Below are 14589 nucleotides of genomic sequence, written 5' to 3'. Positions count from 1 at the left end.
TCGGGCAGCCGGTCCGGTGTTGCCTCCAGTGGTGCCGTCATGCTGCCGTCCCTCGGTCCAACAGGTCGGAAAGCCGGCTCACCAGCTCGACCGGCGGCTGCCAGCTGAACACGCCGCACGGGTGACCGTCGACCACGGGGGTCGCCGGGCCGCACATGCCCCGGACGAACAGATAGGCCACGCCGCCCAGATGCCGGGCGGGCTCGTAGCCGGGCAGCCGCCACCGCAGGAACCGATGCAGCACAACCGAATACAGCAATGCCTGCAACGGGTAGTCGGAATGCATCATGGCCTCGGCGAGCCGCGGCGCCGTGTAGTCCGCCGCGGTGTTCTCGGTGCCGAAGTCGCCCAGCCGGTTGGTCTTGTAGTCCACCACCAGGTACTTGTGGCCGCTCTCGCCCGGAACCCGCAGCACCGCGTCGATCGAACCCGACAGGTAGCCGTGCAGCCGCTGGTGTCCCAACGGTTCGGCCTGCAGTCGCGCGCCGTAGGCCGACAGCGGATCCGAGGCCGGCAGCAGCTCGCTCACCAGCAAGCCGACGTCGCCGAGCCGGATGTCCCGCGCGGCGTCGGGCCGGTCCTGGCCGCCGCCCAGCGGCATCTCGAAATCCAGTTCCCGCAACCGGTCCCGCAGCCCGATCTGCCGCAGCGTCAGGCCCGGCGCCAGCGGGCCGAGCGGGGTGTCGTGCATCGGCACCAGCGCCGAAGCCAGTTCAGCGGTGGGCACTTCGACGTTCCACAACCCGGCCTGCTCGTCGATCCGGGCCGCGAGTTCGGCCGTCAGATCTCCGGACAGCGGGTCGGCACGTTCCAGCACGGCGTGCACCAACGAGCCGAAGGCGGCGCCCGCGGGCAGCTGCGCCATGGGCGACGGCACGTTGCCGGACAGTGGCGGTGGGGCCTCGGGCACGACGTCGGCGGATTCGTCGTCCCGCAGCGCGCTGTCCGGTTCGCTGGTCACTGCCTGCCCGTCGTCGTGGACGACGCGCACCAGCGCCGAGTACGACGTCCGTCGCCAAGAGGTGTCGATGCTGCGGTGGAAATGCCGCACGTCCAGGTCCACCGGTGCCTCCGGTGCCGGCGGCGTCATCGGGGTGACGGGCTCGGCCGCCTCGACCACCGGACCGCCCGCGTGCTCCCACGCGGTGAAACATGCCAGCGCGTCGTCGTCGGAAAGTGTCTGCGGGACAACGCAGTCCGGCACCGCGGTGGCGCCGGGCCGGCGGCCCCGCAGCAGCCGCGAGAGGCCACCGTTCTGTTCGTCCCGCGACGGTGCCCACCATGCCACCACCTGTGACTGTGCGCGGGTGAGCGCGACATAGGTCAGCCGGACGTTGTCACCGGCGGTCTCGGCCAGGCCCGCCTGCTCGGCCGCGGCCCGGTCGGTGGCCCCGGCACCGCCGACGTGCAGGCACCGTGTGCCGTCGGTGTCGTGGAACCGCAACACCGTGTCGGCCTTGACGAACCGGTTGAACCCGAACGGCAGATACACGACGGGGAACTGCAGCCCCTTGCTGCGCCACACCGTCATGATCTGCACCGCGGCGGCGTCGCTGTCCAACCGGCGGTTGCGTTCGGCCGGGCCGCCGCGGTCCTTGATCTGGCGGCGCAACCAATCCCGCAGGGCCGGCAGGTGATAACGCTCGCGATGGGCGGTCTCGTGCAGGAGCTGGCTGACATGCGCCAGGTCGGTCATGTGCCGCTCGCCGCCCCGATGCCCGAGTACCCGCTCGGGCAGACCCAGCGACACCACCGCCTCGAACACCGCCGCGATGCCCCGGTCCCGGGCGAGGCCGGCCCACTGCCGGATGGTGGTGGTGATCTGGTCGGTCAGCTCGTCGCCGCCGGCGGCGAGATCGGCCGCGCGGTGGCCGAAGAACATGGTGGTCGCGGCGGCCCGCACCACACCGCTGCGGTTGGGGGTGTCGAAGGCATCGAGCAGCCGCAGCCACTCGGCCGCCGCGGTCGAGGCGAACACGTCGGTGTCGCCCGAGTACACCACCGGAATACCCAAGTCCAGCAGCGCATCCCGGCAGGGGACGGCGTCCAGGCCACTGTCGACGATCACCGCGATGTCGCCGGCCGTCAGCGGCCGGCCGTCGAACTGCGCGCCACTGGCCAGCAGCACCGAGATGTCGGCGGCGAGATCCTTGGCGATGTACGGCCGCAACTGGCCGATCGGCACCATGCGGCGCTGCGGCGTCCCGAACTCCGTGCGCGCGACGACCCGCAGCCGGAACGGGTCGTTGTGCGGTGCTCCCGTGAGCCGATGACATTCGGTGCGGGCCTCGACGGGGTGCACCACGATGTCGTTGTCGCCGAGCGCCGCACCCTTGAGCACGGTCTGCAGCCGGTCCACCAGAACCTTGTCACTGCGCCAGTTCTCGGCCAGCGTCAGCCGCTGGTCGGCACTGCGCGCGGCATCCAGGTAGGTGACGATGTCACCGCCGCGGAACGCGTAGATGGCCTGCTTCGGGTCGCCGATCAGCACCACGGCGCTGTGCCCGACGAAGGCCCGCGAGATCACCTGCCACTGCACCGGGTCGGTGTCCTGGAACTCGTCGACCATGACGATCGGCCAGCGCCGGCGCATCCGCTCGCGCGCCGGTGCGTCGGGCTCCTCCAGCGCGGTGGCGAGCCGGCTCAGCAGGTCGTCGAAGCTCAGTACCCCCAGCCGGCGCTTGCGGCGTTCGAGCTCCTCGAGCACCGCCCGCGCGAACGAGAGGCGTTGCGCGGCAACGCTGTCCGGGTCGGCGGTCTCGGGTCGCAGCTGCGCGCCGGGATCGCCGACGACGCGCTTGGCCAGATCGAGCGCATCGGCGAAGCTCAGCGCGGGCTCGTCGCGCTGGTCTCCGTAGGTCGTGAGGTACAGGTCGGAGACGATCTCGCCGACCAGATCGTCGAGGCTCTCCACCAACTGCGCGCCCGAATCGGTGTCGCCGGCGATGCCGAGGGAACGCAGCACCAGCCCACAGAACTCGTGCGTGGTGGCGATGGTCGCGGCGTCGAAATCCGACAGCGCGTCGCGCAGCCGGGCCCGGCGCAGCACCAGTTCGTCGGGCGCGACGTCCGCCAGGTGACGGATCAGGTCGTCGTCGTCCCCGGACGGATCACCCAGGGCGGCAACGGTCCTCACCAACTGCGCCCGCACCCGTTCGCGCAGTTCGCGGGTGGCCGCCCGGCTGAAGGTGATCAGCAGCATCTGGTCCAGCGTCGCGGCACCCTCGGCGACATACCGCGTCACCAGACCGGCGAGGGCATAGGTCTTTCCGGTGCCGGCGCTGGCCTCCAGCACCGTCGTCGTCGCCGGTTCCGGCAGCGGGCCGAGCAGATCGAACGCGTCCATCAGACCCGCCGTTCCGCGTCGAGCAGCGGCTGCCACAGCCGGGCCGCGTAGGCGCCCAGGCGCGTGGTCTCGCCGCGGACGGCGAGCTCGTCGGGTCGCGGCGGGTCGAGCAACACGTGCAACGGCGCGGCCGGCCCCCAGACCTCCACGTATTCGGCACCGTCCTTCTCGAACCGCCATTCCGACTCGGCGCCCCGCTCCGGTACCGGGTCGTCGAACAGCCGCGCCCGCGCCCACTCCAGCGACGTCTTCAACGGCAGGGGTAGCGGTTCGCGGCGGCCCGCGTCGTAGATCGCGACCAGGTCCCGCAGCACCGAAAGCGGTTGCTCCGGAGGCCGATACCCCATGGCGTGCACGCCGCCCCGTGGGCCGCGGCCGATGCAGTACGCCTCCCATTCGCGTTCCGGCGCACCTGCCGCCAGCGCCACCAGGGTGACCCAGGCCTGCAGCCGGTGCTTGGCGCCCAGCTTCGAATAGGTGACCGTCACGGTGCGGTCCTGCCACACCGGCGCGACGGTGCCGGTGAGCCTGCGGCCCTGGCCCAGGTCGACGTCGATGTCCAGCGCACTCGCCTCGCCGCGTTGCAGCGTCCGGGCGGCGGTTGCCAGTTCGAGGGCCTCACCGCGGATTTCGTTGGCCTGCCGCCAGCCGAGCCGGCCCGGGGGCAGCGTGCCGCGCCGCCACTCGGCGCCGATGACGAAGTCCGGGTCGCGGCCGATCTTCAGGTCGTCGAGCATGCGTTCCCCGACCGCCCACTTGCCGAGGCCGTCGATGGCGACCGGGATGGCATCGGACAATTCGTCGGCGTCCCACGGCAGCGTGTAGTCCAGTGCCCGGAAGAACCCCTTCACCGGGTTCGCGAAGAACCGCAACAGTTCGGCGAGTTCGACGTCACCGCAGGGCGATTCGTCCAGCGGGCCGTCGATGAGCCGCGGCTTCGGCCGGCGCTCGCCCAGGACGGCCCTGGCCCCGCGCAACGCCGCCGGGTCGTAGGTGAACGGCCGGTCGGGTACCAGCTCGTCACAGGCGACGGTGCGGATGTCGAAGGGCTGCAACGGGTGGTCGGCCACGATGCGGTCCCGGACGGGTTCGGTCGTGGTCCGGTCCAGCGCGTCGAGCAGCTCCTGTACCGGGACCGCGGGCGGCCGGTGCTCGCCGGAGTGTTCGTCGGTGCCGGTGTAGGTGACGACCAGGGTGTCGGTGGCCGCGCAGATCGCATCGAGCAGCAACTGCCGGTCTTCCGAACGGATGTCGCGTTCACCGGTGAGCGGGCGACGGGCCAGGACGTCGTCACCGTCGGCGATGTTGGTGCGCGGAAAGACGCCGTCGTCGAGCCCGACGAGGCACACCACGCGATGCGGCACCGAGCGCATCGGGACCATGGTGCACACCGTCAGTGTGCCGGTGCGGAAGTTGGCGCGGGTCGGGCGGCCGGCCAGCTGCCGGCGCAGCAGGGACCGGATATCGGGCAGCCGCAGCGTCGTGCCGGACCGAGAACCCGCGTGGGTCAACACTTTCGCGAGTTCACGGTCGAGTTGCGCCTGCTGCCACTGCTCGTCGGGGCCGACGCGGGTGAGCTGCGCGACGCCGTCGCGCAGGATCTCCACCCAGCTGTCCAGGGGCTGCGCGCCGGTGAGCCGGTCGACGACACCGCACAACCGCTGGACGTATTCGGCCAACCGGCCGGCCAGTTCCACGCGGTTCGAGTCGACGTCGTCGAGCGGCAACGCGGTACCGAGCCAGCCCTGCGAATCGTCGGACATCGCGGCGCCGACGAGCAGTCGGTCGACCCCGAACTGCCAGGTGTTCTGCGGGTATCGCTGCAGCGCGTACGGGGTGCGGTGCGCCGCGTCGAAACCCCACCGAATGCCCGCCGCGCCAACCCATTCGGTGAGGTCCACGAGGTCGTCGTCGCCCCACGCGAAGCGCCGGCGCACCGGCTCGCTGTGCGCCAGGCTCAGCACCGCACTGGCGGTGGCCCGGCCGTCGGCGATGTCGAGCAGCTCGGCCAGCACCCCGAGCAGGGGATTGGTCTGGGTCAGCGCGCGGTCGGCCAACCGGACCCGCAGGCTCTGGGCCGGGTGGCCGAGGTCGGCATGCTCGCCCGCCCCGAACGCCGCGGTGATCAGCGGCGCATAGGTTTCGATGTCGGGGCACATGACCAGGATGTCGCGCGGCTGCAGGGTCTCGTCGTCGTCGAGCAGGCCCAGCAGCACATCACGCAGGACATCGATCTGCCGGGCCGCGCCGTGGCAGCGATGGATCTGCACGGACCGGTCGCCCTTGGCCAGCCGGCGCCCGCCGGGCCGCACCTCGTCGGCCGAGATGTCGGACTGCAGCCGGCCCAGCAGCGTGTCCGGGAATCCGCTGCGGGGGTGGAACCGATCGGACTGCGCGGCTGGCAGGCCGCGTTGCAGCTCCCGCAGATCGCGGCCCAGGGTCTGCAGCAGGGGGTGGCCTACCCGCAACCGGCTGCTGTCCTGGCGCCGGAGCTCCTGCCCGCGCAGATCGGACAGCGCCTGCCACAACGGGTCGCTGGGGTGCGGCAGCCACAGGTGCAGATCGTGGTGGGTCGCCAAGGCCCCGAGCAGTTCGAGATCTGCCGCGGGCAACCGGGTGTGCCCGAACAAAGACAGCCGCGGGGGTAGCTCGGACGGCGAATCGACCAGCCGGGCAATGGTTTTCGCCTGCCGCACCGGGGGCGGGTCGGCAGCGACACGTTCGGCGGTCGCGCGCCACAGGTGCGGTTGCCACCGCAGGTCGTCGTCCAGCCGGCCGCCCGCGCCGTCGGACTCGCCGCCCGTCAGCCAGTCGGCGAGCATCGCCGGCCGGGCTTTGGCGTAGGTGTCGAACAGGCCCGCCAGCCGCCGGGCCACCGCGTACCGACGGCCCTGCCGCAACTGGGTCTCCTCGGGATTGCCCAGCGCGGTGTAGCCGAGGTGCGCGGCCAGGGTGCCCGCCCAGGGGTGGTTTGCGCCCAGCTCGTCGAGCACCTCCAGCAGCGGCCACACCAGGGCGTCGGGCTCCCACGGGTTGTCGTCGGCCGTCCCCGTGATCTCCGCGAGAAGCGATGCGGGGGAGCGGAATTCGATACCCGCACACACACCGTCGTTCGCCGTGCCGCGGCCGAGCGCATGGGACAGCTGCTGGCTGAGCCAGCGCTCCATACCGCGGGCGGACACCAGCACCAGCTCGGAGGCGAACGGATCCGCCGGCGGTTCGGCGAGCAGTGCACCCAGCCCGGCGGCCAGCGCGCCGGTGTCTTCGGCTCGGTGCAGGTGTAGCGCCATCGGACCACCCTAGGTCGGCGTACCGACAGCTTTGTCGATGTGTGGCGTTACCCGGCGAACTCGGCGGCCAGACCGTCGATGCCGGCCTGGATCGCGGCCAGTCCGCCGGCGCGGGCCTTGAGCTTGCTGGCCAGGTGATGCTTGGGGTGCAGCGTCGCGGCGAATCCCGCGGCCACCTCCTGGGCGCGGCTCAGCACGTGCTCCTGGTCGACGATCTCGTCCACCCAGCCGGCCGCCCGGGCTTCCTCGCCGGTGAACGTGGCGGCCAGGCCGACCGCCCGCTGGAAGGCCGAATTGGTCAGTCGCAGCCGGAGGATTTCGATGCAGGACTGCGGCACCGTCATGCCGATGGCCACCTCGTTGGCCTGGCACCGCATCGTGGCCGAGCCGACCCGATGGTCACCCGAGCACAGCAGGAACGAGCCGCCGGCGATCGCGTGTCCGGTCGCGGCGATCACCACGGGGACGGGGAAGCGCAGCAGCCGGGCGTCGAGTTCGATGCCGCCGCGCAGCATGGCGAACCCGGCCGCCGCGTCACCCGAGCCGAAGATCGCGAGGTCGAACCCGGCACTCAGGACCCGGTTGTTGCCGGCGATGACGACGGCCTTGACATCGTCCGACTGCTCGGCCTGATCCAGCGCGGCGTTGATGTTCTCCTGCATCGTCGGGCTCAGGACGTTGACCTTGCCGTCGTCCAGCGTGATCGTGGCAACCGCATCGGTCACGGAGTAGGTGACGGTGCTCATCGGCTCTCCCTCGGTCGGTTCCCGGGCCGGGAACAGGTGTGAGCCGATGCTAGACGTGCCTTCGGAGGCGTCCTGTCAGTGGACGGCGTTGCGGTGCCGGCCCTTGGGGCCGTCGTCGAACCACTGGATTTCCAGTTCCGTGGTCTCGTCGGAAGCGCGGCTGCGCCACCGGTCCTGCGTCTCGCGGACCGCCCGGTTCATCCGGTCGATCTCGGCGCGGAAGACGTCGGGCTGCGTCTCCTTGGAGGCGTAGTGGAAGTACGTCAGCACGCTGCGCAGCAGTTCGAGCTTCTGCTTCTCGCGCTTGGCGAGGTCGTGCGTCGTCATCAGCTCCAGCCGCTGCACCGGCTGCAGCGCCGCCCAGTCGAGCACCGCCTTCGACTCGAACTCGCGGGGCTTGCGCCCGAAGCGGGACTTCTTGCCCTGCACGGGCGCCGGCGCGTCGTAGTAGGTCAGCGTCCCCTCGAATCGCGACCGGATGGACCCACCCAGCTCCTCGCGGCTGATCGCCGAGTCCCAGATGGTTCGCCACTCCTGCCCCGGAGCCAGGACCGAGAGTTCGCTGGGCAGTCGCAGCTCGGTGACATCGAGTTCGCCGTCATGGTCGGAATCCTCGTAGATGGCGACCGTCGGGTGGTGCGTGAAATCGAACGAGATGTTGTGCGCCGCGGTCTGCCCGAAGTTGCGGACCACGAGCTCGATCAGATGCCAGTCCGACGCGTGCGGCTCCATGAACATGGTCACCTGCGGGCGCACCTGATCCTGCTTGAGCTGGCGATTCTTGGACAGCTGGCGGTTCACCACGATCAGTACGACGATGCCGAACGCCAGTGCGGCCCACGCCGCGATGGCCAGCCAGCTGCCTGATCCCAGGCCTGTCAGGTCGTCCCAGCGTTGAGATATCCAGTCCACCGCGCCATCCAGTCGTCAAGTCCCGATCGGTTTTATCCGACACTGAGACTAATATTCGCTGGTTGACTTGTACAACGGAGAGCGAAAGGTAGCTGCGCTGCTAGCCGCCCATGAGCATGCGCCACTGGTCCAGGTCGCGTGCCCGGTAGACGTAATTGGTGCGACGGACGTCGTCGAGTGGCGCACTGGGTTCGGCCGAATACCAGTGCCCGGGGAAGACCGTCGGATCGCCGGGCAGGGCGGCCAGCGCCTGCAGGCTGCGGAACATGTCGTCGACGTTCCCGCCCGGGAAATCGGTGCGGCCACAGCCCTCCAGGAACAGCGTGTCGCCGGCCACCAACCGGCCGTCGAGCAGGAAGCACTGGCTGCCGGGGGTGTGCCCTGGGGTGTGCAGCAGCTCGATCGGTACGGCCCCGACCTGCACTACGTCGCCGTGCTGGTGCGGCGTCAGCTCCGACGGTGCGATGCCGGTCACCCGGGACACCCAGTCCGCCTCGTGGGCGTTGACGTGCACCGGCACGCTGACCCGCTCCAGCAACTCGGCCAGGCCCTTGAGCTCGAAGCCCATCATCGAGCCGCCGACGTGGTCGGGGTGGTGGTGGGTGACGAGCACGCCGGACAGGTGCATGCCGTCGCCCTCGAGGACGTCGACCAGATCGCCCGCAGCGTAGGCCGGGTCGGCCACCACGCAGTCGCCGGTCTCCCGGTCGCCGATGAGGTAGGCGAAGTTGCGCATCTGCTGGGCGATCGGGTCCGTCGCGGCGAAGTCGCGACCGGCGAGCAGCTGGCGGAAATACAGGCGGTCATCAGGCATGCCGACAGCCTAGGAGGGCGGCCTCGGCGTTGACTCTGCGACCACGCACCGACCTACTCGGCCTTTTGTGCCCAGGATGCAGAGTCAGCCGCGATGTGGCCGACCTCGGTGTTGAGTCTGTAACCACGCACCGACCTACTCGGGCTTTTGCGCGCAGGACGCAGGGTGAACGGGGTTTGGGGGAACAACCGGGCCGACCGGGGCCCACGGGACCGCCCGAACAGGCCGAAATAGCGTGGTTGAGCTGCCGTTTTGGCAGGTGAAACCGCGAGACGGTAACCTCTTTAAGGCCCACGGGGCAGACGGTCGTAACCGACAGTTCGAAACCGAGGGTCAGGCCCCCTTAGCTCAGTCGGCAGAGCGTTTCCATGGTAAGGAAAAGGTCAACGGTTCGATTCCGTTAGGGGGCTCGGTGGACATATGGCGAGCGGAGCGACGGAAGTAAAAATCCGCCGCTGCGCCGCCTGTGTCTGTCGGGGCGGTGTAGCTCAGCTGGTTAGAGCGCACGACTCATAATCGTGAGGTCGGGAGATCGAGCCTCCCCACCGCTACCAGCACAACAGAGATTCGAAGCGAAAGAGGCAGAGACGTGGCGTCGAGTACCGACGTACGGCCGAAGATCACCTTGGCCTGCGAGGTGTGCAAGCACCGTAACTACATCACCAAGAAGAACCGCCGCAACGACCCGGATCGGCTCGAGCTGAAGAAGTTCTGCCCGAACTGCGGTACGCACCAGCCGCACAAAGAGTCGCGTTAGTCACTCGTCGTGGGTCTGGCGGACATTGTCGGCTATCACTACCGGCATCCCGAGTGCTACGAGGTCGGTCGCGAGAAGATCCGTGAGCACGCGACTGCCGTTCAGAACGACGACGCGTGTTTCCACCAGGAGTCGGCGGCCGCCGAGCTCGGCCACGACGCGCTGCTCGCGCCGCTGACCTTCATCTGCATCTTCGGCTACCAAGCCCAATTCGCGATGTTCGGCGATGCCGGCATCGCCATTTCTGATGCCCAGATCGTCCAGGTCGACCAGTCGCTGAAGTTCCTGCAGCCGATCAAGGCCGGGGACAAGCTGTACTGCGATGTGTACGTCGACTCGTTCCGTCAGGCACACGGCACCGACATCATCGTGACCAAGAACATCATCACGAATGACCGTGATGAGGTCGTGCAGGAGGCCTACACGACCTTGGCGGGTCGCTCGGGTGACGAGGACGGACAGGGAGGATTCTCAGATGGCACTTCGTGAGTTCAATTCGGTCAAGGTCGGCGACGCGCTGCCTGAGAAGACCTACCAGCTGACCCGGCAGGACCTGGTCAACTACGCCGGCGTCTCCGGCGACCTGAACCCCATCCACTGGGACGACGAGATCGCCAAGCAGGTCGGTCTGGACACCGCGATCGCCCACGGCATGCTGACCATGGGCCTCGGCGGCGGCTACATCACCAACTGGGTCGGCGACCCGGCTGCCGTGACCGAGTACAACGTCCGCTTCACCTCTGTGGTCCCGGTCCCGAACGACGGCGTCGGCGCTGAGCTCATCTTCAGCGGCCGCGTGAAGTCGGTCGACGAGGAATCCAAGTCGGTCACCATCGCGCTCTCTGCCACCACCGGCGGCAAGAAGATCTTCGGCCGCGCCGTCGCCACCGCGAAGTTGGCGTAGTCATGCCGCTGAATCCCAACATCCTGGGGATGGTCCACAAGTACCCGCAGGTCTTCGTCGTGGGCCGGGAGCAGGTCCGGCAGTATGCCAAGGCCGTCAAGTCCGACCACCCCGTTTCGATGGACGAAGCCGCCGCGGCCGAGTTGGGTCACAAGGCCATCGTCGCCGGCCCGACGTTCGTGGCGATCGTCGCACTGCTGGTCCAGCAGGACTTCTTCCGCGTCGTCGATGTCGGCATGGAGACCATGCAGATCATCCAGGTCGACCAGAAGTTCGTGTACCACCGCCCGATCCTGGTCGGTGACCGCTTGCACGCGACCGTCGAGATCATCTCCGTCGAGCACCGGTTCGGCGCCGACATCGTGATGACCCGCAACACCCTCACCGACGACGACGGCAGCGTCATCATGGAGGCCTTCACGACGTTGATGGGCCACGAGGGCGACAACTCGGTGTCGGTGCGCTACGACCGCGAAACGGGCCAGGTTTTGCGTTCGGCCGTCGGAGCGGATTAGTAACTCAGACTGGGGCCGATGTACACTCGGTCCTCGGGGATCCACCCTTTTCAGCGCGCTGTCCGTCGGTTACACATCGACCGATCGGGGAGCGCGCGAATTGTGTGAGGACCCAACCGGAAGCGCCGGCCTGGCCGGTGCTGAAGGGGCGTAGCTCAATTGGCAGAGCAGCGGTCTCCAAAACCGCAGGTTGCAGGTTCAAGTCCTGTCGCCCCTGCTCAACTGAATACCGATGTGGACACTGGAAATGTGACCACCTGGAACAGACGAAAGGCATGCGGTGAGCGACGAGCGCGATAGTGCCGGCTCCGCAGGCGCCGGTACTGATGCGGGCACCGACGCGAGCGAAAGCGAGTCGCAGGGCCAGACCGCAGTTGTGACGCGTCCGGCGCGTCCGACCGGAAAGCGGGCCCGGCGGGCCGTCGAGGTCGACGAGTCCGAATCGGACGTCGAGACCGGCGACACGGACTCCGACGCCGAGGACAGCGCGGCCGAGGCCGGCAAGAAGTCCAAGCCGAAGAAGGCTGACAAGTCCAAGAAGACGGGCCCCACTCGGAACCCGTTCGTGTTCGTCTGGAACTACCTCAAGCAGGTCGTCGCCGAGCTGCGCAAGGTCATCTGGCCGAACCGCAAGCAGATGATCGGTTACACGACCGTCGTGCTGGTGTTCCTGGTCTTCATGGTGGCGCTGATCGGTGGGGTCGATTTCGGTCTCGCCAAGCTCGTCATGTGGGTGTTCGGCTGACGCCGAGCGCCCGCCGGGACGAGCTCAAGAACGTAAGAGAGGACTGACTACCGTGACTTTCGATGGCGAGACACCTTCGGACGAGTCCGACGTGACCGCCGAGGCAGTCGAGTCGGTGGAGACCTCGGACGACACCGTGGACGCTGACGACACCCTGGACACCGACTCGGCCGACGCCGAGGAAGCGCCCGAGGCGACCGACGTGGTCGTCGACGAGACGGCGGAAGCCGTCGCCGAGGAGCCCGAGGACGAGGATCCCGCGGTCGCGCTGAAGAAGCAGCTGCGTCGTCAGGCAGGCGAGTGGTACGTCATCCACTCGTACGCCGGTTACGAGAACAAGGTGAAGGCCAACCTCGAGACCCGCGTGCAGAACCTGGACGTCGGCGACTACATCTTCCAGGTCGAGGTGCCGACCGAAGAGGTCACCGAGATCAAGAACGGCCAGCGCAAGCAGGTCAACCGCAAGGTGCTGCCGGGCTACATCCTGGTGCGCATGGACCTGAACGACGAGTCGTGGGGCGCCGTGCGCAACACCCCGGGTGTGACCGGGTTCGTCGGCGCGACCTCGAAGCCGTCGGCGCTGTCGCTCGACGACGTCGTGAAGTTCCTGCTGCCGCAGGGCGCCGCGAAGAAGCCCGCCAAGGCGACCGCGGCCGCCGCTACGTCGGGTGCCGACAGCGAAGCCACCCTCGCGCGTCCGGAGATCCTGGTCGACTTCGAGGTCGGCGAGTCGGTCACCGTCATGGACGGCCCGTTCGCCACGCTGCCCGCGTCGATCAGCGAGGTCAACGCCGAACAGCAGAAGCTCAAGGTGCTGGTGTCCATCTTCGGACGCGAGACACCCGTCGAATTGACCTTCACACAGGTCAGCAAGATTTAATCGCGAGCCTCGGCTCCCGGTTAGCAGGAACGTAGTCGCGCCGCGACTACCTAGAAAGGAACACCACACCAATGGCCCCGAAGAAGAAGAAGGTCGTCGGGCTGATCAAGCTTCAGATCCAGGCCGGCGCGGCCAACCCCGCCCCGCCCGTGGGTCCGGCGCTCGGCCAGCACGGCGTCAACATCATGGAGTTCTGCAAGGCGTACAACGCCGCGACAGAAAGCCAGCGTGGAAACGTCATCCCCGTCGAGATCAGCGTCTACGAGGACCGCACGTTCACGTTCGTTCTGAAGACCCCGCCGGCTGCCCGGCTGCTGCTCAAGGCTGCGGGTATCCAGAAGGGTTCGTCCGAGCCGCACAAGACCAAGGTCGCCAAGATCAGCTGGGACCAGGTCCGCGAGATCGCCGAGACCAAGAAGGAAGATCTCAACGCGAACGACATCGACGCCGCTGCCAAGATCATCGCCGGCACCGCGCGCTCGATGGGCATCACCGTCGAATAGTTCGTCCCGTACACGTCGGGTACTCGAACTGAGCAATACGTGGAAGAGCCCGCTTCGGCTCGCTAACCACAACCTCTGAACTGGAGATTCAAATGAGCAAGAACAGCAAGGCATACCGCGAAGCTGCCGAGAAGGTGGACCGCGACAACCTGTACACCCCGCTCCAGGCCGTCAAGCTGGCCAAGGAGACGTCCTCGAAGAAGCAGGATGCGACCGTCGAGGTTGCGATCCGGCTGGGTGTCGATCCTCGTAAGGCAGACCAGATGGTGCGTGGCACCGTCAACCTGCCGCACGGCACCGGTAAGACCGCCCGCGTAGTGGTGTTCGCGGTTGGTGAGAAGGCCGAGGCCGCTGTGGCCGCCGGCGCCGATGCCGTCGGTAGCGATGACCTGATCGAGCGTATCCAGGGTGGGTGGACCGACTTCGACGCCGCGATCGCGACGCCGGATCAGATGGCGAAGGTCGGTAAGATCGCCCGCGTCCTCGGCCCGCGTGGTCTGATGCCGAACCCGAAGACCGGCACCGTCACCCCGGACGTGGCCAAGGCCGTGTCCGACATCAAGGGCGGCAAGATCAACTTCCGCGTCGACAAGCAGGCCAACCTGCACCTGATCATCGGCAAGGCGTCGTTCGACGAGGTCAAGCTGGCCGAGAACTACGGTGCTGCGCTGGACGAGGTGCTGCGCGCCAAGCCGTCGTCGTCGAAGGGCCGTTACCTGAAGAAGGTCACCGTCTCGACGACCACCGGCCCGGGCATCCCGGTCGACCCGGCCGTCACCCGGAACTTCACCGAAGAGGCGTAAGCCGAATCCGATTTCACGAAGGACCCCCGTACGACTTCGGTCGTGCGGGGGTTCTTTGTTGTCAGACGTACCAGTGGATGGTGCGCAGTCCGCGGTACACCCGGCCGAAGAACTGCGTGTGCCGTCGGCGGAAGGTGTCGATGGCCGCAGGCGCCACACCGACTCTCGTGGCCGTCGGCAGCACGATCTGATCCCGAATTCCCATGTGGGCCTTCTCGATCAGCCGGATCACCGCATCCGCGGTGAAGTGGATGCCGTCCACCCCGCGCCAGAGCACGGGAATCGGGGCCGGACGGAGCTGCATCCAGGCGGTGATGCGTTGGCGAAACAGCGGCTGGGGCATGGAGATTCCGTTCTGTTCGGTTGCGAGGCGA

The 14589-nt window shown here is 68.2% G+C and carries 14 protein-coding genes and 3 tRNA genes; 11 read left to right on the top strand and 6 right to left on the bottom strand.

Going from position 1 to position 14589, the window contains the following annotated elements; translation table 11 throughout:
- Positions 1-37: 37 nt before the first annotated feature.
- The 5 genes from ACZ5IQ_RS23765 to ACZ5IQ_RS23745 all read right to left on the bottom strand — a co-directional run bounded on the left by ACZ5IQ_RS23765 (position 38) and on the right by ACZ5IQ_RS23745 (position 9108).
- Positions 38-3346 carry a UvrD-helicase domain-containing protein gene (locus ACZ5IQ_RS23765; RefSeq protein WP_212806972.1) on the bottom strand — a complete coding sequence of 1103 codons (3309 nt, stop codon included), beginning with the start codon at positions 3344-3346 and terminating at the stop codon, positions 38-40.
- Positions 3346-6636, bottom strand: a complete 3291-nt coding sequence (gene recC / locus ACZ5IQ_RS23760) for an exodeoxyribonuclease V subunit gamma (protein ID WP_212806971.1) — start codon at positions 6634-6636, stop codon at positions 3346-3348. Before recC ends, ACZ5IQ_RS23765 begins: the two co-directional genes overlap by 1 nt.
- A 47-nt stretch (positions 6637-6683) precedes the next feature.
- Complete coding sequence (locus ACZ5IQ_RS23755; protein WP_212806970.1) at positions 6684-7382, bottom strand: crotonase/enoyl-CoA hydratase family protein; 699 nt, start codon at positions 7380-7382, stop codon at positions 6684-6686.
- A 75-nt stretch (positions 7383-7457) separates the two neighbouring features.
- On the bottom strand, positions 7458-8294 hold the full coding sequence (locus ACZ5IQ_RS23750) for a hypothetical protein (RefSeq protein WP_212806969.1): 837 nt from the start codon (positions 8292-8294) through the stop codon (positions 7458-7460).
- A gap of 100 nt (positions 8295-8394) precedes the next feature.
- Positions 8395-9108, bottom strand: a complete 714-nt coding sequence (locus ACZ5IQ_RS23745) for an MBL fold metallo-hydrolase (RefSeq protein ID WP_212806968.1) — start codon at positions 9106-9108, stop codon at positions 8395-8397.
- 337 nt (positions 9109-9445) lie between these two features.
- Here ACZ5IQ_RS23745 and ACZ5IQ_RS23740 point away from each other — a divergent pair.
- The 11 genes from ACZ5IQ_RS23740 (at position 9446) to rplA (ending at position 14215) form a co-directional block, all read left to right on the top strand.
- Positions 9446-9518: transfer RNA gene (locus ACZ5IQ_RS23740), tRNA-Thr, on the top strand.
- A gap of 67 nt (positions 9519-9585) precedes the next feature.
- Positions 9586-9662 (top strand) — tRNA-Met (locus ACZ5IQ_RS23735).
- Positions 9663-9697: 35 nt separating this feature from the next.
- Complete coding sequence (rpmG, locus tag ACZ5IQ_RS23730; protein ID WP_059015841.1) at positions 9698-9865, top strand: 50S ribosomal protein L33; 168 nt, start codon at positions 9698-9700, stop codon at positions 9863-9865.
- Positions 9866-9874: 9 nt separating this feature from the next.
- Positions 9875-10354 carry a (3R)-hydroxyacyl-ACP dehydratase subunit HadA gene (hadA, locus tag ACZ5IQ_RS23725; protein WP_212806967.1) on the top strand — a complete coding sequence of 160 codons (480 nt, stop codon included), beginning with the start codon at positions 9875-9877 and terminating at the stop codon, positions 10352-10354.
- Positions 10341-10769 carry a (3R)-hydroxyacyl-ACP dehydratase subunit HadB gene (gene hadB / locus ACZ5IQ_RS23720; RefSeq protein WP_212806966.1) on the top strand — a complete coding sequence of 143 codons (429 nt, stop codon included), beginning with the start codon at positions 10341-10343 and terminating at the stop codon, positions 10767-10769. Before hadA ends, hadB begins: the two co-directional genes overlap by 14 nt.
- Positions 10770-10771: 2 nt before the next feature.
- Positions 10772-11284: a (3R)-hydroxyacyl-ACP dehydratase subunit HadC gene (gene hadC / locus ACZ5IQ_RS23715; RefSeq protein WP_212806965.1), complete on the top strand. Its 513-nt coding sequence runs from the start codon at positions 10772-10774 to the stop codon at positions 11282-11284.
- Positions 11285-11428: 144 nt separating this feature from the next.
- Positions 11429-11501: transfer RNA gene (locus ACZ5IQ_RS23710), tRNA-Trp, on the top strand.
- A gap of 63 nt (positions 11502-11564) precedes the next feature.
- Positions 11565-12029, top strand: coding sequence for a preprotein translocase subunit SecE (secE, locus tag ACZ5IQ_RS23705; RefSeq protein ID WP_212806964.1), 465 nt, complete (start codon positions 11565-11567; stop codon positions 12027-12029).
- 136 nt (positions 12030-12165) lie between these two features.
- The gene (gene nusG, locus ACZ5IQ_RS23700; RefSeq protein WP_406783900.1) at positions 12166-12909 is read left to right on the top strand and encodes a transcription termination/antitermination protein NusG; all 744 of its coding nucleotides are present in this window, start codon (positions 12166-12168) and stop codon (positions 12907-12909) included.
- 71 nt (positions 12910-12980) lie between these two features.
- Positions 12981-13412 (top strand): 50S ribosomal protein L11, encoded by a 432-nt coding sequence (gene rplK / locus ACZ5IQ_RS23695; RefSeq protein ID WP_020101322.1) that lies wholly within the window; start codon positions 12981-12983, stop codon positions 13410-13412.
- 92 nt (positions 13413-13504) lie between these two features.
- Positions 13505-14215: a 50S ribosomal protein L1 gene (rplA, locus tag ACZ5IQ_RS23690; RefSeq protein ID WP_061001845.1), complete on the top strand. Its 711-nt coding sequence runs from the start codon at positions 13505-13507 to the stop codon at positions 14213-14215.
- 61 nt (positions 14216-14276) lie between these two features.
- On the opposite strand, the gene ACZ5IQ_RS23685 is transcribed toward rplA, so the two are convergent.
- The gene (locus tag ACZ5IQ_RS23685; RefSeq protein WP_212806962.1) at positions 14277-14558 is read right to left on the bottom strand and encodes a hypothetical protein; all 282 of its coding nucleotides are present in this window, start codon (positions 14556-14558) and stop codon (positions 14277-14279) included.
- Between the last annotated feature and the right edge of the window lie 31 nt (positions 14559-14589).

This window comes from Mycobacterium toneyamaense, from assembly GCF_055384815.1.
This window is presented reverse-complemented; position numbering and strand designations above follow the sequence as displayed.